The organism is Rhizobium sp. SG570, from assembly GCF_012275345.1.
GTDB lineage: Bacteria > Pseudomonadota > Alphaproteobacteria > Rhizobiales > Rhizobiaceae > Rhizobium > Rhizobium lusitanum.
This window is the reverse complement of the sequence record NZ_JAAZQI010000006.1, coordinates 102,446-124,668: the sequence shown is the minus strand read 5'-3', so window position 1 is coordinate 124,668 and position 22,223 is coordinate 102,446. Positions and strand designations below refer to the sequence as shown.

The following is a 22,223-nucleotide window of genomic DNA, read 5'->3' as shown; positions in this document are numbered from 1 at the left end:
CCCGGTACGAAGACCGAAATCTCACTAGACATTGGATCACCTTCCTTTCGTTACGTTTCAGATATGACAAACGTAGCTCAAATTTCACCCAATGCAAGGGTTTCGGCGCGGGCGAACTTCACACTTCTTGTCGCAGCGAAATGCTTTTCACGAGATTCCTGCGACGAAAGCCTTGCCGGCATGGGCTCACGAAGAAAATGTTGCGATGCGAAATGTGATCGGACGAGGCGTCAAATATCTGTCATCTTGGCTGTCAGGGAATGGAAAATTAAGAGTTTGTTACCCATTCTGCATGAACAATCGTCCAAGATTTGCCATTCTCTCGCGGGACAGAAAAACAGCCGGAATCGGAGTGAAAGACGCATGTGTCGCTGGGCAGCCTATCGTGGAGACCCCCTCTATCTGGAGGAGCTGGTGTCTTCGCCCGCCCACTCCCTGATCGAACAATCCCATTGCGCCACACGCGCCAAGACGGCAACCAACGGTGACGGCTTCGGCATCGCCTGGTATGGTGATCGGCCGGAGCCGGGCCGCTATCGCGACGTCCTGCCAGCCTGGTCCGACTGCAATCTCAAGAGCCTGGCGCGGCAGATCCGTTCGCCGCTCTTCCTCGCCCATGTCCGTGCCGCCACCGGCGGCGGCACGCGGCGCGACAACTGCCATCCCTTCGTTCTCGAGAACTGGACGTTCCAGCACAACGGGCAGATTTCCAACTTCGACCGTCTGCGACGTCCGATGGAAGCCATGCTCGATGACAGGCTGTTCCACGCGCGCAGCGGCACCACCGATTCCGAGCTTCTGTTTCTGCTGGCGATGCAATTCGGCCTGGCGGCCAATCCGGTCGCGGCGATCGCGGAGACCATCGGCTTTGTCGAAGGCTTGTCGATCCATCTGACCGGCTCGGCGCTCGTGCGATTCACGGCAGCCTTCTCCGACGGCAAATCGCTGCACGCAATACGCTATGCCACCGACCGCAAGGCGCCAACGCTCTATGCATCGCCCGTCGGCTCGGGATACTGCCTGGTATCGGAACCTCTGAACGACGATATCGACGCCTGGCGGGAAATTCCCGATGGCAGCGCCGTGCTGATCGACGATACCGGCGTTCATGTCACGCCCTTCCAGCCGGAAGAACGCGCTTCCGGCGAGAGCCGGACGCCAGCCGCTATCCCTGCTTGAACTGCTCGGCGATCAGCGCCGCCAGCCGCACCGCCACGTCGTCCTTGTCTAGATCTGGCCATTGCTCGACACCGTCGTGACGGATGATCTTCACGCGGTTGCGCGTGCCGCCCATGATGCCGGTCGCGGGCGAGACATCGTTGGCAACGATGATATCGGCGCCCTTGCGCTCCAGCTTTGCCCGCGCATTGCTCTCCACGTCCTGCGTCTCGGCGGCAAAACCGATGACGAGCTTTGGCCGCTGCGTATGATGGCCGACGGTCTTCAGGATGTCGGGGTTTTCCGTCAGCGCCAGCGTCGGGAGGGATTCGCCCGGATGCTTTTTGATCTTCTGGTCCGAGGCGGAAGCCACCTTCCAGTCAGCAACGGCGGCGACCATGACGGCGATGTCGGCCGGCAGCGCCGCCAACACGGCATCGCGCATGTCGTCGGCGCGCTCGACATGGATGACGTGCATGCCCGCCGGATCGGGAATGGTGACAGGCCCCGAGACCAAGGTGACATCGGCGCCGAGCGCTGCGAGCGCTGAGGCGATGGCATGGCCCTGCCGGCCCGATGAGCGGTTGGCGATGTAGCGCACGGGATCGATCGGTTCGTGCGTCGGGCCCGAGGTGATGATGGCCTTCTTTCCGGCAAGCGGCTTGGCACCGTCATGGAGCCGCATCTCGACGGCGGCGACGATCTCAAGCGGTTCCGCCATCCGGCCCGTGCCTGTCTCGCCGCTTTCAGCCATTTCCCCCTTCATGGGGCCGACGAAAGCGATGCCGTCGCCACGCAACATCTCGACATTGCGCTTCGTTGCGGCATGGGCCCACATTTTCGGGTTCATGGCCGGCGCGGCAAGCACCGGCCGGTCCGTGGCGAGCAATATGGTGGAGGCGAGATCGTCCGCCAGCCCGTTTGCCATCTTGGCGAGCAGATCGGCGGTCGCGGGCGCGATCAGCACGAGGTCGCAGTCGCGTGCAAGCCTTATGTGGCCGACATCCTGCTCGTCCTGGCGGGAAAACAGATCGGTGAAAACGTGATCGGCGGCGAGGGCTCCGACGGCAAGCGGCGTGATGAACTGCTGGGCGCCCGCCGTCATGACAGGGCGCACGCTCGCACCGCGTTCGCGCAGTCGGCGGATCAGATCGAGGCTCTTATAGGCCGCGATGCCGCCGGAGATGATGAGAAGGATGCGCTTTCCTGCGAGAACCATGGTTGAACCCGTCGCCTGTTCTTTTGGCAATCAGCCTAAGCCTTTGGCGGATAATAGGCAATCGCAGCGCTCCGGCATCGTCGTCAATGCTCCGGCGGTGGGCGGCAATGACGTTCAGATCGAGCAGCTCGGCCAAGGTCTCCAGGCAGACGGTTACCGGGCATCACAGCCTTGTCATTTGCGACGCTCGTCCTGCTCAACGAGACTGACCGGATCTGATCGAAGGAGTAACGCTTTGAAATTGATGAAAGTTGTGATGATCGCCCTGCCGATCGTGGCCGCCGCCGTGCCGGCTTTGGCGGAGCGGGCCTATTCGCCGCAGGAGCAGAAGAACAAGGAGATCGTTCTGGATTTCTACCAGAAGGCGCTGAATGACAAGGACTTCGACGCCGCCTCCAAATATCTCGGCAAATATGTCCAGCACAACCCGCTGGCTGCCGATGGTCCGGAAGGCCTGCGCGGCTTCCTCGAGTACCTGAAGAAAGACTATCCGCAGTCGAAGAGCGAGATCAAGCGCGTCATGGTCGACGGTGACTTTGTGATCCTGCGTGTCCACACTATTCGCCAACCGGGTGATAGGGGCAGCGCCATCGTCGATATTTTCCGCGTCGAGAACAACAAGATCGAGGAGCACTGGGACTCGGTGCAGCCGATCCCGGAAAAATCGATGAACAACAATACGATGTTCTGAACGGAAAGGCTGCCGCGGGAGCAGAACCCACGGCCAGTTCCTATCCATTCAGAGCATTCCAGCGACATGATCCCGCAGCCAATTCAGGCTTTGCGGGATCATATCGGCGTTCTCTAGATTGCTGATGCCGCCGACGATAATTGCGTCATGAAAAGGGGCGGTCAGGTACGCGTGATCGATACGCCGCCATCGACGAGCGACGCCGTGCCGGTGACGAAGCTTGCGTCATCGGAGGCGAGATAGAGGACCGAGCGGGCAATTTCTTCGGGACCGGCGACGCGCTTCAGCGCATGCAGATTGGTTATGAAAGCCTGCTTGTCGGATGTGTCGTTCATCTCGCGATACATATCGGTATCGACCGCGCCTGGCAGTATGGCATTGACGCGCACATTCTGCGGGCCAAATTCCGCGGCAAGTGTTTGCGTCAAGCCGATCAGGCCGGACTTGCTGGCGGCATAGGCGGCAACGCCCGGGAAGCCAACGGTATGGCCGACAAAGGTCGAGGTGAAGATCACCGAGCCGCCGCCGTGCTTGACCATTTCGCCGATCTGGTGCTTGGCGGCCAGGAACGATGCGGTGAGGTTGATCGCCAGGGCTTCGGCAAAGCCTGCCTCTGAAACCTCGGTGCTGGGACCGGCCTCGCCGAGCGTGCCGGCATTGTTAAAGGCGATATCCAGCTTGCCGTAACGCTCGACCGCAAGGGCAACCAGCGCCTTGTGGTAGTCTTCCGAGCGGACATCGCCGGCCAACGCGGCCGCATCGCCGCCCGCGGCTTTGATGTCCGCGACAAGGCTTTCCAGTTCCGCGCCGCGGCGGGCGCCGACGATAACCTTGGCGCCTTCGGCGGCGAAAAGCTTTGCGGTGGCGCGGCCGATGCCGGAGCTGGCGCCGGTGACGATCGCGACGTTTCCATTCAAGCGGTTCATTGTTCCATCTCCTGTGTGAGGACGTGTCTTTCGGTCTGCCCGATACGCGGAAGATGGTCTTTTCCGATCGTTCGGATTAGTCTTCAAATCATGGAACTCGAATTCGGAATCGCCGAACGATGTTGAAGATTGACGGGATCACTGCCTTCGTCGCCGTTGCCGAGGCGGGGTCGATCAGCGAAGCGGCGCGACGCCTGCGCCTGTCAAAATCCGTCGTCAGCGAGCGCCTGTCGGAAATGGAGAAGGCGTTGGGGGCGACATTGCTTCATCGCACCACCCGCAAGCTGACCTTGACGGAGGATGGCGCCGCCTTTCTGGAGCGAGCGACACGTATCGCCCACGAGGTACGCGAGGCCGCTGCCGATCTTGCGGAACGGCGCGGGACATTGACAGGACCGCTGCGCATCGCAGCGCCCGTCACCTTCGGCCGCAGGCATCTCGGCCCGGCTCTCTATCCGTTTCTCGCCGATCACCCCGGGATCGAGCTGACGTTGGACCTTGATGACCGCCGGGTCGATGCAGCATCGGAAGGCTATGATGCGATCATACGCCATGGGTTGATTGCCGATTCCCGCTTAGTCGCATGGACGCTCGCCCGCAGCCGCCGTCTTCTCGTTGCAGCACCGGACTATCTCAGCCGCTACGGCAGGCCTGCCTCGTTAGCCGATCTCGAAAACCATCGCGGTATCTTCTACGCCAATCGTGGCGTCGCCGATTGGCGTTTCCAGGGGCCGGATGGCGCCGTCATCATCAGGGGAAAGCTGGCATTCGGCGTCAACAATGGCGACGTCATGCATGATGCGGCAATTGCCGGGCTGGGGATCGCGCTGTTGCCGACCTTCATCGCGGGTCCGGCGATAAAGGAGGGGCGGCTCGTCGAAATCGATGTGGGTTGTCGGCCGGAGGCGGAGTTCATCTTCATGGCGCATCCCGAGGGGCGCAATCCCTCGGCAAAGCTGCGCGCCATCGCCGATCACTTGAGGAAGGCGTTCGGCGATCCGCCCTATTGGGACCGGGAAGGCTAATCAGCAATCAGGCTCATGAGGTTGGCGACGACGGGCGAACGCTGCGCCTTGAGGCTGGCAAGGCCGAGACGCGCGGCGAGCGCCGGCCCGTCAATGGGGCGATAGGCGACACCGTCGAGCTTGATCTGCGCGATCGAGGCGGGAACGATGGAAACGCCGAGATTGGCGGCGACGAGATTGACGACGGACGGGATCTGCGGCGCCTCCTGCGTCACGACCAGCTCGAAGCCGGCCTCGCGGCAGGCCGCGACGATATCGTCATAGAGGCTGAGGCCGACCATGCGCGGGAATAGAATGAAAGGCTCGCCGGCAAGCGCTGCGACCGGCAGGCGATCTCTAGCGGCAAGGGGATGATGGGCCGGCAGCGCAATCAGCATCGGCTCGTCGGCAAAACGCTTCAACCGCACATCGCGCGGATCTTCCAAGCCAGGCCGGATGAAGGCGGCGTCGATCTCGCCGCGTATCAGCCGCTCCATCAGCGCGTTGGTATTCATCTCGGTGAGCGACAGCCGTACCTCAGGCCAGTGATCGCGAAACTCGCGGATGGTCGCCGTGACGATGGTGTTGAAGGCGGAGGAGGCGGTAAAGCCGAGCGACAGGCGGCCGATCTCGCCGCGATTTGCGCGCTGGGCTGCAAGCTTCGCCTTTTCCGCCGCATCGACAGCGGTTTTCGCCTCGGCCAGAAAGGCTTCGCCGGCCGCCGTCAGCTCGGCACCATGCGGCACGCGGTGAAACAGCTGCGCCCCCACCTCGTTCTCCAGATCCTTGATCTGCTGGCTGAGCGGCGGCTGCCCGATGCCGAGCTTGGCGGCGGCGCGGGTGAAGTTCCCTTCTGCCGCGAGCGCCAGAAAATAGCGGATATGACGCAGCTCCATCGCTATCTCCAAAACCTATTGAAATCGCCTGTTCCATATATTGGACTAATGAAGCGCTATTGACTAGATTTCTGGACAACAAAGGTTGGATCCCCCCATGTTCCGCGCTGCTGAAAAGCAAGAAATCACCGCTTCCGAAGTTCCCTCCCGTCCGGAATTGACGCTCGTCAGGAGCGCGCCAGCGGTTGAGCCCCGTCAATACCTCACGCGCGGTACGCCCGCATTCCGGCGCGCGACCATTGCGCTGTTCCTCTCCGGTTTCGCCACCTTCTCGCTGCTCTATTGCGTGCAGCCGCTGATGCCGATTTTCTCGCAGGATTTCGGCGTTACGCCGGCGGCCAGCTCGCTGTCGCTGTCGCTTTCGACCGGCTTCCTCGCCTTTGCGATCTTCGGCGCGGCGGCCGTTTCCGAAAGCCTCGGCCGTCGAAGCCTGATGTTCATATCGCTGCTGGGTGCTGCCCTTTGCACGCTCGTCTGCTCCGTCTCACCGAACTGGCATGTCCTGCTGGTCTTCCGCGCCCTCGAAGGCTTCCTCCTGGGCGGCGTGCCGGCAGTTGCCATGACTTATCTGGCCGAGGAAATCGAGCCGCGCGGCCTCGGCGGCGCCATGGGTCTCTATATCGCCGGCAACGCCTTCGGCGGCATGGCCGGTCGGGTCGTGACGGGCACGATCGCCGAATTCTTCAGCTGGCGGCCGGCACTGGCCGCTGTCGGCATTCTCGGGCTGATCGCCGCCACCGGCTTTCTCTATCTGCTGCCGCCGTCGCGCAATTTCACGCCGCGCAAAGGTTTCGATATTGCCTTCCACGTAAAGGCCTGGAGCGGCCATTTCGGCAACCCGGCGCTGCCTCTGCTCTTTGCCATCGGCTTCCTCGTCATGGGTTCCTTCGTCACGGTCTATAACTATGCCGGCTTCCGCCTCGTCGCCGCTCCCTATAACCTCAGCCAGACCGAACTTGGCCTGATCTTTACCGCCTATCTCTTCGGCATCGTCGCCTCCTGGGCAGCGGGCCTCCTCGGCGATCGCATCGGTCACTTCGTCGTGCTGCCGGCCGGCGTGCTGATCGCAGCACTTGGTGCGGCCGTCACGCTCGCCACGTCGCTGCCGCTGATCATCCTCGGCATCGTTCTGGTGACGATCGGTTTCTTTATGACCCATTCCGTGGCCAGCGCCCTTGTGGGACGGCTTGCCCGCGGCGCCAAGGGGCATGCCTCCTCGCTCTATCTGCTCGCCTATTATCTGGGCTCCAGCATTGCCGGTTCGCTCGGCGGTTATTTCTGGCTTGCAGACGGCTGGAATGCCGTGATTGCCTTCATCCTCATCATGCTGGCGATCTGCCTTGTCAGTGCCTTTGCGGTCGCAAGGCTGGCTCGCCGCTAAGGCCGGAGACTGAAAATGATCCGCATCGACCATCTCGATCATCTCGTGCTGACAGTCGCGAGCATCGAGCAAAGCTGCGATTTCTACGCCCGTGTCCTCGGCATGGGCGTGGAGACTTTCGGTGAAGGCCGCAAGGCGCTGGCCTTCGGCAACCAAAAGATCAATCTGCATCGCGCGGGGCATGAATTCGAACCGAAAGCCGATCGACCGACGCCGGGCTCGGCCGATCTCTGCTTCATCAGCGACACGCCGATCGACGATGTCATCGTTCATCTGCAGGCCGAAGGCGTCGCGATCGAGGAAGGCCCTGTGCGCCGGACTGGTGCGACCGGCCCGATTCTCTCGGTCTATTTCCGCGATCCGGATCACAATCTGATCGAAGTTTCCAATCCCCTTTCCTGAGATTACGCGCGCTGTCGAGCTCGCGTTTCGTTTGCATGGCAAGTCAGCCCAGCTTTAGGTTACTTGACATGTCTCGGCCGGAGATATATTAAACCAATAAGTTAATTAACTTTATGGTTTATGACCTGCATGGACGCGTTGAGCATGACACTGTCCGCCCTTGCCGATCCGACCCGCCGGGCCATTCTGGCGCGGCTCACGACCGGCGAGGCCTCCGTTTCCGAGCTGGCCGAACCGTTCGACATGTCGCTGGTTGCCGTTTCCAAACATCTGAAAGTGCTGGAGAAAGCCGGCCTGATCTCGAAGGGCAGGGAGGCGCAGTGGCGTCCATGTCGGCTGGAAACCAAACCGCTTATGCAGGTGGATGACTGGCTGGAAAGCTACCGCCAATTCTGGAACGAAAATCTCGATCGCCTGGAAGCCTATGCCGCAGCCTTGCAACGGGGAGGAGCTGATGACCGCAACAAATGAGATCCGGAGCCCGCGCCCGCTGCGCGAGATCGTGCTGACCCGCGAAATAGCCGCGCCGCGTACCTTGCTGTTTCGCCTCTGGACGGAGCCCGAGCATCTGATGCGCTGGTGGGGTCCGCAGACCACGACGGCCTCAGCCGTCTCGGTCGATCTGCGGGAAGGGGGAGCTTGGCGGCATTGCATTCTCACGGCGGAGGGCAAGGAATATTGGAGCCATGGCCGCTATCTCGAGATCGTCCCGCCCGAGCGTCTCGTCTTTACCTTCGCCTGGGAGGACCAGCACGGCAAACCCGGGCACCAGATGAAGGTCACGGTGGAATTGCACGAGCTCGGCGACAAGACGCGCCTCGTCTTCCGCAAGGTCGAACTGCCTGACGATACCGAACTGAAGCTGCAGACCGGCGGCTGGGAGCAAGCCCTCGACAAATACGTCGCCTATGCGGAAGCCACCTCAAGGGAAGGATGAGTGTGATGAAGAAGACCTATCACGGAAGCTGCCATTGCGGCGCCGTCAGCTACGATGCCGATCTCGACCTGCAGGGCGGCACCTTCAAGTGCAATTGCTCGATCTGCAAGAAGAAGCGCAATTGGCTGGCTGTGGCAACACCCGCCGATTTCCGCTTGGTTTCGGGCGAGGACAGCATCGGTGAATATCAGTTCGGCCCGCGCATCCTGCATCATCTTTTCTGCAAGAATTGCGGCGTCAGTTCTTTCAACTGGGGCGAAAACCCTGCGCTTGGCGGCAAGTTCTATGCGGTCAGTATCAGCTGCCTGGATGACGCCACCGACGAGGAGCTCGCCTCCCTTCCCGTCGGCTACTTCGATGGCCGCGACGATCGCTTTGACAAGGCGCCGGAGGAAACGCGCTATCTTTAGGGGGTGCGGAGCTAGAGCGTTTTCGCTTTTCTTCGAATCGCGAAAATGCTCTATCCTTTTGTTTTTTTACGCATTCCAGACGGAAAACCGCTACGCACTTTTCCTGGAAATGCTCTAGGCTTTCGTCGCCAGCCAAATAACGTGACGCGCGCCGCTCTTGCCATTGGCGCGGGTGTTGACCACCTCGGCGGCAAAGCCGCTATCGCGCAGGCGCCTTGTGAAGCGTTCGTCGGGTCCGGAAGACCAAACGGCGAGAATGCCGCTCGGGCGCAGCGCATTATGGGCGGCCTTGAGGCCCTGATAGTCGTAGAGGCCGTCATTGGCCTCCTGCGTGATGCCGTCAGGACCATTGTCGACATCGAGGAGGATGGCGTCATAGACCGCCTTTGCGGTGCCGATGAGCGGGCGCACATCGCCTTCGTGAATGGCAACGCGCGGATCGTCGAGGCAGCCGTCGAACACGGTGGCCATCGGCCCGCGCGCCCAGGCAACGACGGCCGGAACCAGTTCCGCGACCGTCACCTTGGCGTCCGCACCCAACTCGCCGAGCGCCGCGCGTAGGGTAAAGCCCATGCCGAGGCCGCCGATCAGCAGATGTGGTGCCTTCCGGCCCTTGATCTTGTCGCAGGAGAGCGTGGCAAGCGCGCGTTCCGAGCCGCTGAGGCGGCTGTTCATCAGCTCGTTGGTGCCGAGCATGATGGAAAATTCCTGGCCGCGCTGCTTCAGCCGCAGCTCACCGCCGCCGAGGATTTTCGCAGTATCGAGCAAGGTCCAGGGGATCACGGGCAACTCTCCAAAGCAATTCCAGGAAAAGTGTGCAGCGGTCTTCCGCCCGGAGTTGCGTGTAAAACAGGTCGTTTCGAATTGCCCGGGACCATAGTCGGTCACTGTTCCGAAGAACAGATGTGCTCATCCAAGACGGATATAGGGCACATCCTTTTTCGCCACTTCGTCCAGGGCCTCCTCATAGCCCGCATCGGCATAGCGCATGACACCGAGCGCCGTGTCGTTGGTGAGCGCATGGTCGAGCCGCTCGTCGGCGGCCGGCGTGCCATCGGCAACCACGGTAACGCCGCAGCTCGTCATGTAGCCGGCATAGCCGCCGCCGCCGGAATGGATGACGACGAGATCGGCCATGGACGAGCAGAGCATCATGGCGTCGATCAACGGCCAGTCCGCGATGGCGTCGGAACCGTCCTTCATGCCTTCGGTCATGATGTTCGGATGCGCCATCGCACCGGCGTCGAGATGGTCGCGTGAAAAGGCGATCGGACCCTTCAGCTCGCCGCTTGCGACCAGCTCGTTGACGCGGCGGGCAAGTGCCGTGCGTTCGCCATGGCCGAGCCATGCGATACGCGCCGGCAGCCCTTCGAAGGGGACATGCTCGCGGGCAAGCCGGATCCAGTTGGTGACGATCTTGTTGTCCGGGAACATTTCCAGCAGTAGGTCGTCGATGCGGGCAATGTCGCTTTCCTCGCCCGAAAGCGCCATCCAGCGGAAGGGGCCGATGGCGCGGCAGAAGAGCGGACGCAGATAGGCTTCGGTGAAGATCGGGATATCGAAGGCATTCGCCACGCCGCCTTCCTTCGCCTGGGTGCGGATCAGGTTGCCGTTGTCGAAGACTTCCGAACCCTTCTTCTGGAAATCGAGCATGGCCTTCACATGCTCGACGATCGAGGCGCGGCTTGCCGCCATGAGCTGGCCCTGGCCGTCGTCGCGCAGGTCTTTGACCTGTTGCAGGCTCATGCCCTTCGGCACATAGCCATAGACGAGGTCATGGGCCGATGTCTGGTCGGTGACGATATCGGGCACGATGCCGCGCCTTGCGATCTCGGGATAGATCTCCGCGGCGTTGCCGACGAGGCCGACCGAGAGCGCCCGCTTCTCCTTGACCGCAGCATCGATCATCGCCAGCGCGGAATCGAGGTCCGGCGCGATCTCCTGAAGATAGCCGATCTCCTGGCGCTTCTTCGCCCGCTCTGCGTCGATATCGACACAGAGGATGGCAGCACCCGCCATGCGGCCCGCCAGCGGCTGCGCGCCGCCCATGCCGCCAAGCCCGGCAGTCAAAACGAAGCGGCCGAAAAGATCGCCGCCGAAGCGGCGCTCGGCGATGCGCATGAAGATTTCGTAGGTGCCCTGGATGACGCCCTGGCTGCCGATATATTGCCAGGCGCCGGCCGTCAAACCGCCCCAGCAGATCAGGCCTTTGCGCTGCAGTTCATAGAAGACTTCCGCCTTCGCCCACTGCCCGACGATGTTGCAGTTCGCCATGATGACCAGCGGCGCCTTGTCATGCGTGCGCACCAGCCCGATCGGCTTGCCGGATTGAATGAGCAGCGTCTGATTCTCATCCATCTCGGTCAGGGCCTTGACGATGCCCTTGTGTGCCGCCCAGTTGCGCGCCGCCTTGCCGAGCGCGGCATAGACGATGAGGTTGTCCGGATCTTCGCCGACAGAGAGCACGTTTTCGAGCAGGCGCAGCAGTGCTTCCTGCCGCCAGCCCTTGGCGCGCAGCTCCGGACCGCCCGGTATCGGGAATTTCGGATGACGTGGATTGGCTTTCGGCATGGTTGCTCTTACCTCTGGTTTGGTGGTTCTCCTTCTCCCCGCTGGGGAGAAGGTGGCCCGAAGGGTCGGATGAGGGGGTAGTGCGGCATATGCCGTCTTTGCTTCTCCCTCAGACGTTCACTCCTTCGTCGCTCACCCCTCATCTGTCCTGACGGGCATCTTCTCCCCGCTGGGGAGAAGAGGGCGGCGCCGATAGTCATTCATTTCGGCGGCAGGCCTTCGACGAAGTCCAGCGCGGCAAGAAGCAGCCGCTTGCGCAGCATGTCGTTGCCATAGGCTTCCGGCCCGGCGCGCACCCAGCCCTGTATTTCACGGCTACCTGACAGCATGGGCTTGATGTCGTGCAGCTCCAGCGCCCAGGCGTCGTTGCCCTTGCCGAGGCGTATCAGCAGACCGTCTTCGCGCGCGCCGCAAAGGAGGTGGCCGTTGAGCAGAAAGGCCCAGCCGCCGAACATCGCTTTCTCGCTAAGCCCGGGCCGCTGCCCGAGCTCTTCTCTCAGCAATTCTTCGAGACCGGCGTCACGGGCCATTTAAGCCTCCGCGCTCCTCAGTTCTTCTTGCCGGCCAAGGCGTATTTCGCGATCTCAATGCCCATGGCCTTCTCGACGGAGGGATAGACTGTGGGGTCGAGCACGCTGGCGGAAAGCGGAATGATGTCCATCGGCACATGCAGGATGAAGACGTTCATCCCCTCATGCAATTGGCCGACGCTCAAGGGCTCGCCTTCTGGCGAGAGCGTGGTGATGACGGAGGGGAATGTCGCGAGGCGCTTACCATTGGTATCTTCGACGGCCATGTATTCGTTCATCACATGCATGACCACGGCCTTCTCGCCGGAGCCGACCGTGATGGTGCCGATATCGAAGGCTTCCTTCGTATAGACGACATCCTTCCTGGTGATCGTGCCCTCGGCAAGGATATGGCCACCGGTCGTCTTGCAGATGGCGTCGATGACGGCGCTGCCGCCCTTCTTTTCCGCCTCGATGATAGCCTCGCCAAGCGAGAGCGCCATGGAGATGCCGCCCAGCGCCGCATGCGTGCGGACATAGGAGGCGCGCAGCGGGTTGCGGCAGGAGGCGATGAAGCCGCCGGATTGGTCGGAAGCCGCGCGCAGGATCGGCGAGATCTTCGCCGTCGCACCCTTTACCACGAGTTCGATATAGCGGTTCTCGGCGCGATTGCCGCCGACAGCGGTCTGGATCATCTGCTCGGGCGAACCTGCCATGCCGATCGACCCCATGTCGCCTGTGGGATGGGCGCGGATATCGCCGACCGCATCCACCACCTTGGTGCCCAGGATGGCCGACGGCAGCCAGCCGTTCAGCGTCGACGACTTACCGTTCTGGCCGATGATCAGGCCGGAGAGCTTTTCGCCGAGTTCGTCCTGGAGTAGCTGCGCTGCCTTGACGTAGTCTATGCCCTGCATTTCCCAGGGGGTCGTGGAGGCCGGCGCGCCGATGGCGGCTGCCGTCGCGATCCAGTCATTGTCGTTAAGCTCGTCGATCGACACCAGCTCCGGCTTGCCGACATTGACTGCGGCATAGCCGAGCATGCGGCCGTGATCGGCCCAGCCGCCGCCACCGGCGGCATAAACGGAACCACCCTTGACGGCCGCTTCCACATCCTTGGCAACGAGTACGCGTCCCATTGGCTACTCCCGGTTCTGTTTGAGCTTTTTATCCATGTCGCGCACGGCTTCGAAGAGCACGGCGGCGCCCATGGCGATATCGTCATTCTCGGCCCATTCCTCGGCGCAGTGGCTGCGGCCTTCCTTGCAGGGCACGAAGATCATGGCGGCAGGCGCGACCTTGGCGATCCAGGCGGTATCGTGACCGGCGCCGGAGGCCATACGGCGATGCTTGGCGCCGACGGTTTCGCAAGCACGCTCGAGCGTTTCGAGCAGGCCAACATCGCCTGGCGTCGGAAAATTGTCTGAGACGCGGACAGGTGGCTTGATCGTCACACCGTAAGCCGTCGCTATCTTTTGCACCGCGCCATCGATCCAGGCCAGGAACTGTTCCATGTCGCCGCGAATTTCGGCACGGCCGTCGATCAGCAGCACCACCTTGGACGGCACGACATTGGCGGCATTCGGCTCGATGCGGAATTCGCCGACCGTGGCCGCAAAATGGCCTGGCGTCTTCGCCTGCTCGGCCGCCCGCTCCCTGATATCGAGCACAAGCTGGGAGGCTGCGACAAGCGCATCGGCACGGCGATCCATCGGCGTCGTGCCGGCATGGTCGGCGCGGCCTTCGACGGTGATTTCAATGCGGGTGATGCCGGCAATCGCGGTGACGATGCCGATATCCTTATTCTCGGCTTCCAGCACCGGTCCCTGCTCGATATGCAGTTCGAGGAAGCCGGCGAGATCCGGGCGTTTCTGTGCGAGCAGCACGGCGGGATCGCCGCCGACTTCCGCAATGCCCTGCGTAAGGGTGCGCTCGCCGCTGGTGCGGGTGAGCCATGCCTCCGGTATCTGCCCGGTCATGCCGCGGCTGCCGATGCAGGAGACGCCGAAGATGCTGACTTCCTCCGCCAGGAAATCGACGATCTCCAGATCGTGGTCCAGCTGGATATCGCGATCCTTCAGGGAGCGGGCGACTTCCAGCGCCGCGATCGTGCCGGCAATGCCGTCGAACCGGCCGCCATCGGGAACGGTGTCGGAATGCGATCCCACAAGGATCGTACCGAGGCCGGGTTTTGCGCCGGCGCGCCTGCCGATCAGGTTGCCGCCGGCGTCGATGCGCGTCTCCAGCCCGGCTGCCTTCATGCGCGCCTCGATGTAAGCGCGGCCTTCCAGAAAGAGCGGTGAGAAGGCCCGGCGTGTCCAGGGGTGCCCGGGCTCGGTAATGCCGGCCAGCGCGTCGATGTCCTCGGCGATGCGGTCGGCGTTGACGGGCAGGTTGTGGCGCTTCGGTTGGTTCATCGGGCGGCTTCTCCGGCAAAGATTTGGCGAGGCAAGGGACGCACGAAGCTGCCGGAGCCGGGTTCGGCCAACACCTTCTGTCCCTCGGTAATCTTTCTGCCTCTAAGGTAAGCGGCGGATACCGTCCAGGGCAGGCGGATGCCATGATAGGGGCTCCAGCCGACGACGTTGTTGCCGCTTGCCGCTGCGTCATAGATCATCTCGCGCGGTTCCAGCACGACGATATCGGCATCCTTGCCCGGTGTCAGTGCGCCCTTGATATGGTCGAGGCGGAAGTGCCTGGCCGGATTTTCCGCCATGAGCTTCGCCGCCCAGGTCAGCGGCACGCCGCGCTCCAGAGCACCCTTTACGAAGAGCGGCACCATGACCTCCAGTCCCGGCACGCCGGAAGCATTCGCCAGCATATCCGGATTGTTCTTGCGGTTCTCCGACCAGCTGACGTGGTCGGTCGAAACCAGCCAGACATTGCCTTCCGCCACCTTGCGCCACAAGGTTTCCACTTCGGCGCGCGGGCGGATCGGCGGATTTATTTTCGCCTTGCCGCCGAGGCGTCGAACATCGTTTTCCTCGTCGAGCGTCAGATAGTGGATGCAGCATTCAACCGTCGCCTCGAAGCCGTCGCGGCGATAGGCGCGCGCGATGTCGTAGCCGCGGCCGAGCGAGCAGTGCACGACATGGGCCGGGCAGCCGGTGTCGGCGCCCGTCTCGAAGATCGTGTGCATGGCAAGCAACTCGGTGATCGGCGGCCGCGAGAGCCCATGGGCGCGATAATCTGTCACGCCGCTGGCTTTCACCTGCTCCATGTAGGTCCGAACGGCTTCGTCATCCTCATTGTGCACGCCCGCGGTCAGCCCGGTCGGCGCGATCGCCGCAAAGCAGGCGTCGAGCAGGGCAGGTGGGATGCGTGGGAAACGCTTGGGGTCCGTGCCGAAGGTGGAGAACTTGAAGGCCGCGACGCCGGCCTCGACCATTTCGGCGATGCGTGCCGGGCCTTCTTCCGGGTCGATCGTGCCATAGAGGGCGAAATCGACGCGGGCTTGCGGCGAGGCATGGTCGACCTTCTTTTTCACCGCTGCGGCGGAGCAGACCAGATTGCCTTCGTCATAGGGCATGTCGACGATGGTGGTCACGCCGCCGGCCGCTGCCGAGCGGGTTGACCAGATGAAATCCTCCTGATCCCTCTGCGAGAGCGAATGCACCTGCGCGTCGATCGCGCCGGGCAGGATCAGCGCCTTGCCGAGCAGATGCCGCTCACGCGCCGCCGGCGGCACGCCGATGCCGATCTCGGCGATCTTGCCGTCGCTGACTGCGACATAACCCGCTTCCACGATGCGCTCGGGCAAAACCACGGTGCCCTGCAGAACAAGATCGAAATCCGCCATGTGCGTTCTCTCCGCTTATCGGTTGGTTCAGATAACGACGGTGTCGCGATAAAGCCGTTCCTCGAGCCGCTCCAGCGAGCCGAGCGCGAAGAAATCATCATAGGCAAGGATCGGCTTGTGGGCGATCATTTCCGAAACGAAGGCCTCGGACGCAAGTTCCTCTTCGATCGCCTCGACTTCGGCCGAAAGCGGCCGGTCGACCACATAGAAATCCGCATGCTTGCGCACCACGTCGTACAGCATGCGCGCGACGCCTTCCGGCCTGTCGCCGAGAATATCCATCGCCTGGGCCGAAAGCAGTGCTTCCAATGCAGCAAGGCGCTTCAGTGCCCGCGTCTGCCGCTCGAAACGTTCGATGACGAGCGGCAGGAAGGCCGCCTCGTCCTCCATGCCGGCCGCGACCACCAGCGATTGCGCCGAGACCGGGTTGGACATGGACAGGACGCGCGAGAAAATCTCGCCTGCGAGCTTGATGATCGGGCCGAAGCCGGTCGCGATCCTGCCTTCCGGCACGAGATTGACCGGCAGGCCGCGCCGCTGGCCGTTGCCGAGCAGGACGCAGTGGTTGAAGGCATTGCGAGCGGCATGCGCCATGCAGATGACGGCGGCCTCGAGCAGGATGGTGACGTCGAGCGGCAGCGAGCCTCCCGACGTCATGACGCGCCCGTCGACGATGACGGGATTGTCGTCGGAACGGCCGGTGGCGGCCAGGATCTTGTGGCCCGCGGTCAGCAGGTTCTCGCTGACAGCGCCGTAGACCTGGGCGATCATGCGCAGGCTCAAAGGATCCTGCACATGCGTTGCGACGGGCCACGGCCATTCGTCCGAAGCGTTGCAGAGCCATGCGCCGATCAGCGCTTCGCGCGCCGTGCCGACATGGCGCACCGCATACCAGGGATCACGCGAGGCGCCGAGCGCGCCGGCGGCCATCATGCTGGTCGCCAGCAGCACCCGGATCGAGGAGGCGGCGTTGCGGGTGGTCTCCGCCGCCGCCGCGAAACTCACGGCATTGACGCTGAGCGAGGCGAGGCTGTCACGCGGCAGCATCTTCACCGGATTGATACCGGCAGCGGTAAAGGCATCGGCCGCCTGCATGCGCCGGCCGCGATAGACCGCCTCGCCGACCCCGGTCAGCACCGCGCCGATCTGGCCCATAAGGCCGATATCGGCACAACCGATCGAGCCGGTACGACGAACGACGGGAATGACATCCGTATGCAGAAGCTGAAGATAGGCGTCGATCAGCCCCGGCGAGCAGCCGACTTGGCCTGTTAGCGCCGTGTTGACGCGGATCGCCATGGCATTGCGCACGACCGACATGGAAAAGGGTGCGCCGGTGCCGAAATGATGGGCGCGCACCAGGCCGAGATTGAAGGCATCGAGATCTTCCGGCGACCATTCGACATCCTTCATGGCCCCGACGCCGGTCGTGGAGCCGTAGACCGGCATGCCGGACTGGATCGTGCTTTCGAGAACGCCGCGCGCCAGACGCACCCGCGCCATGCCGCTTTCCGATGCCGAAGGCATGGCGGTGCCAGCGCCGATCCGCACCAGATCGCTGAACCCCAAGGGTTGCCCGGTGAGTTCGATGCCGGCTCTCTGACGCTCCATTGTCCTTGTTCTCCTTTTTCGCAAGGCTATGCGAGCCTTATCGCAAATGGGATATCCCAAATGGCGAACACCTCATTCAGCGGCGCTTTTGAATTTTGAGGCGAGTCCGGCTGCGATGCAACTCGGCGTTTGCACGGGTATGTTGTCATCGCCAAGCAAAAGCGCGTGCAGGAGGAAGTGATTACCTCTCGCATCAATGGCGGCAATCTTCGCAGATGCGCGAGCGCCAGGGGGCGCTGAAGGTCAGCTCAGTTGCCAGGCGATATAGAGGAGCGTCAGCGCGATCACCCATAGTGCGAGGCGGCCGGAGCGGCTGTGCTTGGCCTCCGCCTTGCCGATCGCCTCGGCGGTCTGCGGGTCGAAGCGAAGACCATTCTCGCTCATGCGCAGCAATTCGTGATGGAATTTCTCCGTCTTGGCGGCAATTTCGGGCGCTGCCTCGGCGAGTTTCAAGGCCGCCTTCAAACCGTCCTTGAGGTCGGTTACGATGCGCTTCGGGCCGAGATTGGTGCGGATCCAGTCTCCGACGACGGGTTCCGAAGCCTTCCACATGTTGAAGCGTGGATTGAGCATGCGTGACACGCCCTCGACCACGACCATCGTCTTCTGCAGCATAACCAGCTCCGGCCGTGTCTCCATGTCGAAGAGTTGGGTTACTTCGAAGAGCAGCGTCAGCAGCTTGCCCATGGAGATCGTCTCGGCCGGCTGACCATGGATCGGCTCGCCGATGGCGCGGATCGCCTGTGCGAAACTCTCCGTATTGTGATGAGCGGGCACATAGCCTGCCTCGAAATGCACCTCGGCGACGCGGATGTAATCGCGTGTGATGAAGCCATAGAGGATCTCAGCGAGGAAACGACGTTCCTTGTTGCCGAGGCGGCCGACAATGCCCATGTCGACGGCGACGATCGTGCCGGCGGCATCGACGAAGAGATTGCCGGGATGCATGTCGGCGTGGAAGAAGCCGTCGCGCAGCGTATGGCGAAGGAAGGATTGGATCAGCGTATCGGCGAGCGCGTTGAGATCGTGCCCGGCGGCTTTGAGCCCCTCGACATCTGACATCTTGACGCCGTCGATCCACTCCATGGTGATGACGTCGCGGCCGGTGCGCTCCCAATCGACCTTGGGGACGCGGAAGCCCGGGTCTTTCTCGGTATTTTCAGCGATTTCGGAAAGGGCCGCCGCCTCCAGGCGCAGATCCATCTCGACCTTGGTGGTCTGCTCGAGCGTCCGCGTCACCTCGACGGGCCTGAGGCGCCGACTGGAGGGAAGGAAGCGCTCCTGCAGGTTGGCGACGAGATACATCGCCTTGATATCGTTTACGAAACGCTGGCGAACGCCGGGACGGATCACCTTGACGGCAACGCGCTTGGTCCCCCCCGGCGTCTCTACCTCGGCCGGATGCACCTGGGCGATGGAGGCGGCCGCGATTGGTTCGCCAAAACTGACATAAAGCTCATCGAGTTTGCGGCCGAGCGAGCCTTCGATCGATGATTTCGCGGCGGCATGGGGAAAGAAGGCCATGCGGTCCTGCAGCTGCGACAGGTCGTTGGCCATGTCGACGCCAACGACGTCGGGCCGCGTCGCCAGGAACTGGCCGATCTTCACATAGGACGGCCCGAGCCGTTCGACAGCTTTGGAAAGCCGGTCGCTGCGGGCCTGGTTCTTGGCACTCTTGCGGGCAAAGATACCGACGAAGGATTTGGCGAGGCTGACGGAAGGCGGCAGGCCTTCCGAGGGAAGCGCAATGACCACGCCCTCGCGCACCAGCACCCAGCCGACCCTGAGAAGGCCGAAATATGCGTTGAAAGCACTCATAGCGTCTCAAGGTCTCGGGAAATGGAGGCCGTCGACCGCGTCACATGGCTCGACATCATGCTTTAGAGCTTCCAGCCGGAGTGCAGGGCGGCGATGCCGCCGGTATAGTTGGTGAAGCTCACGCGCGAGAAGCCGGCCTCGCCGATCATCGTCGCAAAATCCTGCTGGTTCGGGAATTTGCGGATCGATTCCACCAGATACTGGTAGGGCTCGGCCTCGCCGGTGATCGCCTTGCCGAAGCGCGGAATGGCGTTGAAGGACCAGGCGTCATAGACGCGGTCGAGCAGCGGCAGGTTGACCTCGGAGAATTCGAGCACCAGCAGCCGGCCGCCGCGCTTCAGCACGCGATAGGCTTCCTTCAGCGCCACGTCGATATGAGGGACGTTGCGGATGCCGAAGGCGATCGTATAGGCGTCGAACGAGTTGGGTTCGAAGGGCAGTTCCTCGGCATTCGCTTCGACGAAGGTGAGATTGTCGGAGAGCTTCTTCTTTTCCGCGCGTTCCGCGCCGACGCCGAGCATCGAGCCGTTGATGTCGAGCACCGTCGCATGCGCCAGCCGGTTCGAGGCTTCGACGATGCGGAAGGCGATGTCGCCCGTGCCGCCGGCAACGTCGAGGACCTTGTAGGCCGCATCCTTACGCGGGTTGAGCGCCGCGATCATGGCGTCCTTCCAGGCCCGGTGCAGGCCCATGGACATGACGTCGTTCATGACATCGTAGCGCTTGGCAACCTTGTGGAACACCTCGTTGACGAGGCCCTGCTTTTCGCCATCGGCCACTTCGCGAAAGCCATAGGATGTTTCCATGCCGCCATCGGCGGAGGTGCGGCTGTCTGCCATCGGCTCAACTCCGTTACACTATAGCGCCGCGTGTCATATGTGACGCGCAAAGGTCGCTGTAGTCCTTTAAATTTGCTGCATAATTTTATCCTTAAATCGATTCCGATCTAGGGAATTACGCAGTATTCAGCGGCGGACCATAGCGAAATCGCCTTTGCCACGCTATCTCATCAGCCAGATCACCAGCCGCAATGCCCTTGGGCTATAGCCCAGATCATAAGCGGTTGAAACATAAAGATGGATAGCCATGCCGGAATTACCAGAGGTCGAGACCGTCAGACGAGGGCTGGCGCCTTCCATGGAAGGCGCCCTGTTGAAAGAGCTGGAACTGCGCCGCGGCGATCTGCGCTTTCCGTTCCCGGCCGGCTTCTCGCAAGCGGTCTCGGGGCGCGGCATCACGTCGCTGTCGCGCCGCGCCAAATATCTGCTGATCGACCTCGATGACGGCATGACGATCGTCGCCCATCTCGGCATGTCCGGTTCGTTCCGGGTCGAGGCCGGCCCGTCGTCGGAGACGCCCGGAGCATTCCACCATCCGCGTTCCAAGGACGAGAAGCACGATCATGTCGTCTTCCATCTGGCGGGTGCAGGCGGTGACGCGCGCGTGATCTACAACGATCCGCGTCGCTTCGGCTTCATGGATGTCGTCAGGCGAGCCGATATCGCCAGCCACCCCTTCTTCCGCGATCTTGGCCCGGAACCCACCGGCAACAAACTGGGCGCCGACTATCTGGCCGAACGCTTCGCCGGCAAGGCGCAGCCGCTGAAGAGCGCGCTGCTGGATCAGAAGAATATCGCCGGCCTCGGCAATATATATGTCTGCGAGGCGCTGTGGCGCTCTCATCTGTCGCCCCTGCGCGCCGCCGGCACGCTGGTCACCGACACCGGCGGCCCGAAGGAGGAGCTGTTGAGGCTGGTGGCCGCGATCCGCGCTGTCATCGCCGACGCGATCGCGGCAGGCGGCTCGTCGTTGCGTGATCATATCCAGACGGATGGGTCGCTTGGCTATTTCCAGCATTCCTTTTCCGTCTATGACCGCGAAGCCCAGCCTTGCGGCACGCCGGGTTGCGGCGGTACGGTCAGCCGCATCGTCCAGGCAGGGCGCTCTTCTTTCTATTGCGCCGCCTGCCAAAGCTGATTGAAGGGAGAGACAAGTGGCTTACGAAACCCTGATCGTCGAAACTCATGGGGCTGTCGGCCTCATCCGGCTCAATCGGCCGCAGGCGCTGAACGCGCTGAATTCCACGGTGCTTGCCGAGCTGAAGCAGGCCTATGCCGCCTTCCATCTTGATGATGCGATCGGCGCGATCGTGCTCACCGGCTCGGAAAAGGCCTTCGCGGCCGGCGCCGATATCAAGGAAATGCAGCCGCTCGATTTCGTTGACGTCTACAAGGGCGACTTGATGAGCGGCTGGGACGAGATCGCCAGGGCGCGTAAGCCCGTGATTGCCGCCGTCAGCGGTTTCGCACTCGGTGGCGGCTGCGAGCTGGCCATGATGTGCGATTTCATCATTGCCGCCGAGACGGCGAAGTTCGGTCAGCCGGAAATCACGCTCGGCATCATCCCCGGCATGGGCGGCTCGCAGCGCCTGACACGCGCCGTCGGCAAGGCGAAGGCGATGGATCTGGTGCTGACCGGCCGGATGATGGACGCAGCAGAGGCTGAACGCTCGGGCCTGGTGTCTCGCGTCGTGGCGGCCGACAAGCTGCTGGACGAGGCATTGGCCGCCGCCGCCAAGATCGCCTCGCTCTCTCGTCCCTCGGTGCTGATGGCCAAGGAGGCGGTGAACCGCGCCTTGGAAACCACGCTGGAAGAGGGCTTGCGCTTCGAGCGCCGCCTTTTCCATAGCCTGTTCGCCACGGAGGATCAGAAGGAGGGGATGACCGCCTTTGTCGAAAAGCGTAAGCCGGCCTTCAAGAACCGGTGAGGGGCGGAATTCGGAATTACGAGCCTTTGACGAGAATCCGCGTTGACGGCGCGGCTCATTCCAGTTATATGCCCGCCACAGTTTGGAAAGCCGCTCTGGTTTTCCGCAATTGCTCCCGCATTGC

22 protein-coding genes are annotated in these 22,223 nt (G+C 62.5%); 10 read left to right on the top strand and 12 right to left on the bottom strand.

Annotation, left to right across the window (positions count from 1 at the left end):
* Window positions 1-363 precede the first annotated feature (363 nt).
* Window positions 364-1,179 carry a class II glutamine amidotransferase gene (locus FHT28_RS14380; RefSeq protein ID WP_037202940.1) on the top strand — a complete coding sequence of 272 codons (816 nt, stop codon included), beginning with the start codon at window positions 364-366 and terminating at the stop codon, window positions 1,177-1,179.
* Here the strand turns inward: FHT28_RS14380 and coaBC are convergent.
* Window positions 1,166-2,377, bottom strand: coding sequence for a bifunctional phosphopantothenoylcysteine decarboxylase/phosphopantothenate--cysteine ligase CoaBC (gene coaBC, locus FHT28_RS14375; RefSeq protein WP_168596563.1), 1,212 nt, complete (start codon window positions 2,375-2,377; stop codon window positions 1,166-1,168). The two genes, FHT28_RS14380 and coaBC, sit on opposite strands and share 14 nt — an antisense overlap.
* Window positions 2,378-2,621: 244 nt before the next feature.
* Here coaBC and FHT28_RS14370 point away from each other — a divergent pair, with 244 nt between their 5' ends.
* Complete coding sequence (locus tag FHT28_RS14370; RefSeq protein WP_210255761.1) at window positions 2,622-3,068, top strand: ester cyclase; 447 nt, start codon at window positions 2,622-2,624, stop codon at window positions 3,066-3,068.
* Between the two features lie 161 nt (window positions 3,069-3,229).
* Here the strand turns inward: FHT28_RS14370 and FHT28_RS14365 are convergent, their stop codons facing one another.
* A complete protein-coding gene (locus FHT28_RS14365) occupies window positions 3,230-3,994 on the bottom strand; it encodes an SDR family oxidoreductase (protein WP_168596561.1) in 765 nt (254 codons plus the stop codon).
* Window positions 3,995-4,113: 119 nt separating this feature from the next.
* Here FHT28_RS14365 and FHT28_RS14360 point away from each other — a divergent pair, with 119 nt between their 5' ends.
* A complete protein-coding gene (locus FHT28_RS14360; protein ID WP_047556253.1) occupies window positions 4,114-5,019 on the top strand; it encodes a LysR family transcriptional regulator in 906 nt (301 codons plus the stop codon).
* Here FHT28_RS14360 and FHT28_RS14355 read toward each other — a convergent pair.
* Window positions 5,016-5,894 (bottom strand): LysR family transcriptional regulator, encoded by an 879-nt coding sequence (locus FHT28_RS14355; RefSeq protein ID WP_168596560.1) that lies wholly within the window; start codon window positions 5,892-5,894, stop codon window positions 5,016-5,018. The two genes, FHT28_RS14360 and FHT28_RS14355, sit on opposite strands and share 4 nt — an antisense overlap.
* 97 nt (window positions 5,895-5,991) lie before the next feature.
* Here FHT28_RS14355 and FHT28_RS14350 point away from each other — a divergent pair, with 97 nt between their 5' ends.
* From FHT28_RS14350 to FHT28_RS14330, 5 genes are all read left to right on the top strand, one after another.
* Window positions 5,992-7,275, top strand: a complete 1,284-nt coding sequence (locus FHT28_RS14350; protein ID WP_168596559.1) for an MFS transporter — start codon at window positions 5,992-5,994, stop codon at window positions 7,273-7,275.
* A 15-nt stretch (window positions 7,276-7,290) separates the two neighbouring features.
* On the top strand, window positions 7,291-7,677 hold the full coding sequence (locus tag FHT28_RS14345) for a VOC family protein (protein WP_037202951.1): 387 nt from the start codon (window positions 7,291-7,293) through the stop codon (window positions 7,675-7,677).
* Between the two features lie 129 nt (window positions 7,678-7,806).
* Entirely contained in the window at window positions 7,807-8,148 is a 342-nt protein-coding gene (locus tag FHT28_RS14340) for a metalloregulator ArsR/SmtB family transcription factor (RefSeq protein ID WP_037203309.1), read from the top strand.
* Entirely contained in the window at window positions 8,132-8,614 is a 483-nt protein-coding gene (locus FHT28_RS14335; protein WP_168596558.1) for an SRPBCC domain-containing protein, read from the top strand. Before FHT28_RS14340 ends, FHT28_RS14335 begins: the two co-directional genes overlap by 17 nt.
* A 5-nt stretch (window positions 8,615-8,619) precedes the next feature.
* Window positions 8,620-9,024, top strand: a complete 405-nt coding sequence (locus FHT28_RS14330; RefSeq protein ID WP_047556242.1) for a GFA family protein — start codon at window positions 8,620-8,622, stop codon at window positions 9,022-9,024.
* A gap of 114 nt (window positions 9,025-9,138) precedes the next feature.
* Here the strand turns inward: FHT28_RS14330 and FHT28_RS14325 are convergent, their stop codons facing one another.
* The 9 genes from FHT28_RS14325 to ubiE all read right to left on the bottom strand — a co-directional run bounded on the left by FHT28_RS14325 (window position 9,139) and on the right by ubiE (window position 20,171).
* Window positions 9,139-9,807: a hypothetical protein gene (locus FHT28_RS14325; protein ID WP_168596557.1), complete on the bottom strand. Its 669-nt coding sequence runs from the start codon at window positions 9,805-9,807 to the stop codon at window positions 9,139-9,141.
* A gap of 126 nt (window positions 9,808-9,933) precedes the next feature.
* Complete coding sequence (locus FHT28_RS14320; protein ID WP_168596556.1) at window positions 9,934-11,595, bottom strand: urocanate hydratase; 1,662 nt, start codon at window positions 11,593-11,595, stop codon at window positions 9,934-9,936.
* Between the two features lie 200 nt (window positions 11,596-11,795).
* Window positions 11,796-12,125 carry a TfoX/Sxy family protein gene (locus tag FHT28_RS14315; RefSeq protein WP_047556236.1) on the bottom strand — a complete coding sequence of 110 codons (330 nt, stop codon included), beginning with the start codon at window positions 12,123-12,125 and terminating at the stop codon, window positions 11,796-11,798.
* 17 nt (window positions 12,126-12,142) lie between these two features.
* The gene (locus FHT28_RS14310; RefSeq protein WP_037202959.1) at window positions 12,143-13,243 is read right to left on the bottom strand and encodes a DUF917 domain-containing protein; all 1,101 of its coding nucleotides are present in this window, start codon (window positions 13,241-13,243) and stop codon (window positions 12,143-12,145) included.
* 3 nt (window positions 13,244-13,246) lie between these two features.
* On the bottom strand, window positions 13,247-14,521 hold the full coding sequence (locus FHT28_RS14305) for a Zn-dependent hydrolase (protein WP_168596555.1): 1,275 nt from the start codon (window positions 14,519-14,521) through the stop codon (window positions 13,247-13,249).
* Window positions 14,518-15,903: an amidohydrolase family protein gene (locus FHT28_RS14300; RefSeq protein WP_168596554.1), complete on the bottom strand. Its 1,386-nt coding sequence runs from the start codon at window positions 15,901-15,903 to the stop codon at window positions 14,518-14,520. The genes FHT28_RS14305 and FHT28_RS14300 overlap by 4 nt, the downstream gene beginning before the upstream one ends.
* A gap of 27 nt (window positions 15,904-15,930) precedes the next feature.
* Window positions 15,931-17,514, bottom strand: coding sequence for an aromatic amino acid lyase (locus FHT28_RS14295; RefSeq protein ID WP_047641093.1), 1,584 nt, complete (start codon window positions 17,512-17,514; stop codon window positions 15,931-15,933).
* Between the two features lie 243 nt (window positions 17,515-17,757).
* On the bottom strand, window positions 17,758-19,332 hold the full coding sequence (ubiB, locus tag FHT28_RS14290; RefSeq protein WP_168596553.1) for a 2-polyprenylphenol 6-hydroxylase: 1,575 nt from the start codon (window positions 19,330-19,332) through the stop codon (window positions 17,758-17,760).
* Window positions 19,333-19,394: 62 nt separating this feature from the next.
* On the bottom strand, window positions 19,395-20,171 hold the full coding sequence (gene ubiE / locus FHT28_RS14285) for a bifunctional demethylmenaquinone methyltransferase/2-methoxy-6-polyprenyl-1,4-benzoquinol methylase UbiE (RefSeq protein ID WP_168596552.1): 777 nt from the start codon (window positions 20,169-20,171) through the stop codon (window positions 19,395-19,397).
* A gap of 247 nt (window positions 20,172-20,418) precedes the next feature.
* On the opposite strand from ubiE, the gene mutM reads away from it, so the two are divergent.
* Together mutM and FHT28_RS14275 are read left to right on the top strand one after the other, a co-directional pair.
* The gene (mutM, locus tag FHT28_RS14280) at window positions 20,419-21,309 is read left to right on the top strand and encodes a bifunctional DNA-formamidopyrimidine glycosylase/DNA-(apurinic or apyrimidinic site) lyase (RefSeq protein ID WP_168596551.1); all 891 of its coding nucleotides are present in this window, start codon (window positions 20,419-20,421) and stop codon (window positions 21,307-21,309) included.
* A 16-nt stretch (window positions 21,310-21,325) separates the two neighbouring features.
* The gene (locus tag FHT28_RS14275; protein ID WP_037202969.1) at window positions 21,326-22,099 is read left to right on the top strand and encodes an enoyl-CoA hydratase; all 774 of its coding nucleotides are present in this window, start codon (window positions 21,326-21,328) and stop codon (window positions 22,097-22,099) included.
* The last annotated feature ends 124 nt before the right edge of the window (window positions 22,100-22,223 follow it).

Coding starts and splice junctions, on each gene's coding strand:
- FHT28_RS14340 (WP_037203309.1), top strand. CDS start 7,807: ATGGACGCGTTGAGCATGACACTGTCCGCCCTTGCCGATCCGACCCGC.
- FHT28_RS14295 (WP_047641093.1), bottom strand. CDS start 17,514: ATGGAGCGTCAGAGAGCCGGCATCGAACTCACCGGGCAACCCTTGGGG.
- ubiB (WP_168596553.1), bottom strand. CDS start 19,332: ATGAGTGCTTTCAACGCATATTTCGGCCTTCTCAGGGTCGGCTGGGTG.
- ubiE (WP_168596552.1), bottom strand. CDS start 20,171: ATGGCAGACAGCCGCACCTCCGCCGATGGCGGCATGGAAACATCCTAT.
- FHT28_RS14370 (WP_210255761.1), top strand. CDS start 2,622: ATGAAAGTTGTGATGATCGCCCTGCCGATCGTGGCCGCCGCCGTGCCG.
- FHT28_RS14330 (WP_047556242.1), top strand. CDS start 8,620: ATGAAGAAGACCTATCACGGAAGCTGCCATTGCGGCGCCGTCAGCTAC.
- FHT28_RS14355 (WP_168596560.1), bottom strand. CDS start 5,894: ATGGAGCTGCGTCATATCCGCTATTTTCTGGCGCTCGCGGCAGAAGGG.
- FHT28_RS14335 (WP_168596558.1), top strand. CDS start 8,132: ATGACCGCAACAAATGAGATCCGGAGCCCGCGCCCGCTGCGCGAGATC.
- coaBC (WP_168596563.1), bottom strand. CDS start 2,377: ATGGTTCTCGCAGGAAAGCGCATCCTTCTCATCATCTCCGGCGGCATC.
- FHT28_RS14310 (WP_037202959.1), bottom strand. CDS start 13,243: ATGGGACGCGTACTCGTTGCCAAGGATGTGGAAGCGGCCGTCAAGGGT.
- FHT28_RS14350 (WP_168596559.1), top strand. CDS start 5,992: ATGTTCCGCGCTGCTGAAAAGCAAGAAATCACCGCTTCCGAAGTTCCC.
- FHT28_RS14305 (WP_168596555.1), bottom strand. CDS start 14,521: ATGAACCAACCGAAGCGCCACAACCTGCCCGTCAACGCCGACCGCATC.
- FHT28_RS14365 (WP_168596561.1), bottom strand. CDS start 3,994: ATGAACCGCTTGAATGGAAACGTCGCGATCGTCACCGGCGCCAGCTCC.
- FHT28_RS14315 (WP_047556236.1), bottom strand. CDS start 12,125: ATGGCCCGTGACGCCGGTCTCGAAGAATTGCTGAGAGAAGAGCTCGGG.
- FHT28_RS14345 (WP_037202951.1), top strand. CDS start 7,291: ATGATCCGCATCGACCATCTCGATCATCTCGTGCTGACAGTCGCGAGC.
- FHT28_RS14360 (WP_047556253.1), top strand. CDS start 4,114: ATGTTGAAGATTGACGGGATCACTGCCTTCGTCGCCGTTGCCGAGGCG.
- FHT28_RS14380 (WP_037202940.1), top strand. CDS start 364: ATGTGTCGCTGGGCAGCCTATCGTGGAGACCCCCTCTATCTGGAGGAG.
- mutM (WP_168596551.1), top strand. CDS start 20,419: ATGCCGGAATTACCAGAGGTCGAGACCGTCAGACGAGGGCTGGCGCCT.
- FHT28_RS14320 (WP_168596556.1), bottom strand. CDS start 11,595: ATGCCGAAAGCCAATCCACGTCATCCGAAATTCCCGATACCGGGCGGT.
- FHT28_RS14300 (WP_168596554.1), bottom strand. CDS start 15,903: ATGGCGGATTTCGATCTTGTTCTGCAGGGCACCGTGGTTTTGCCCGAG.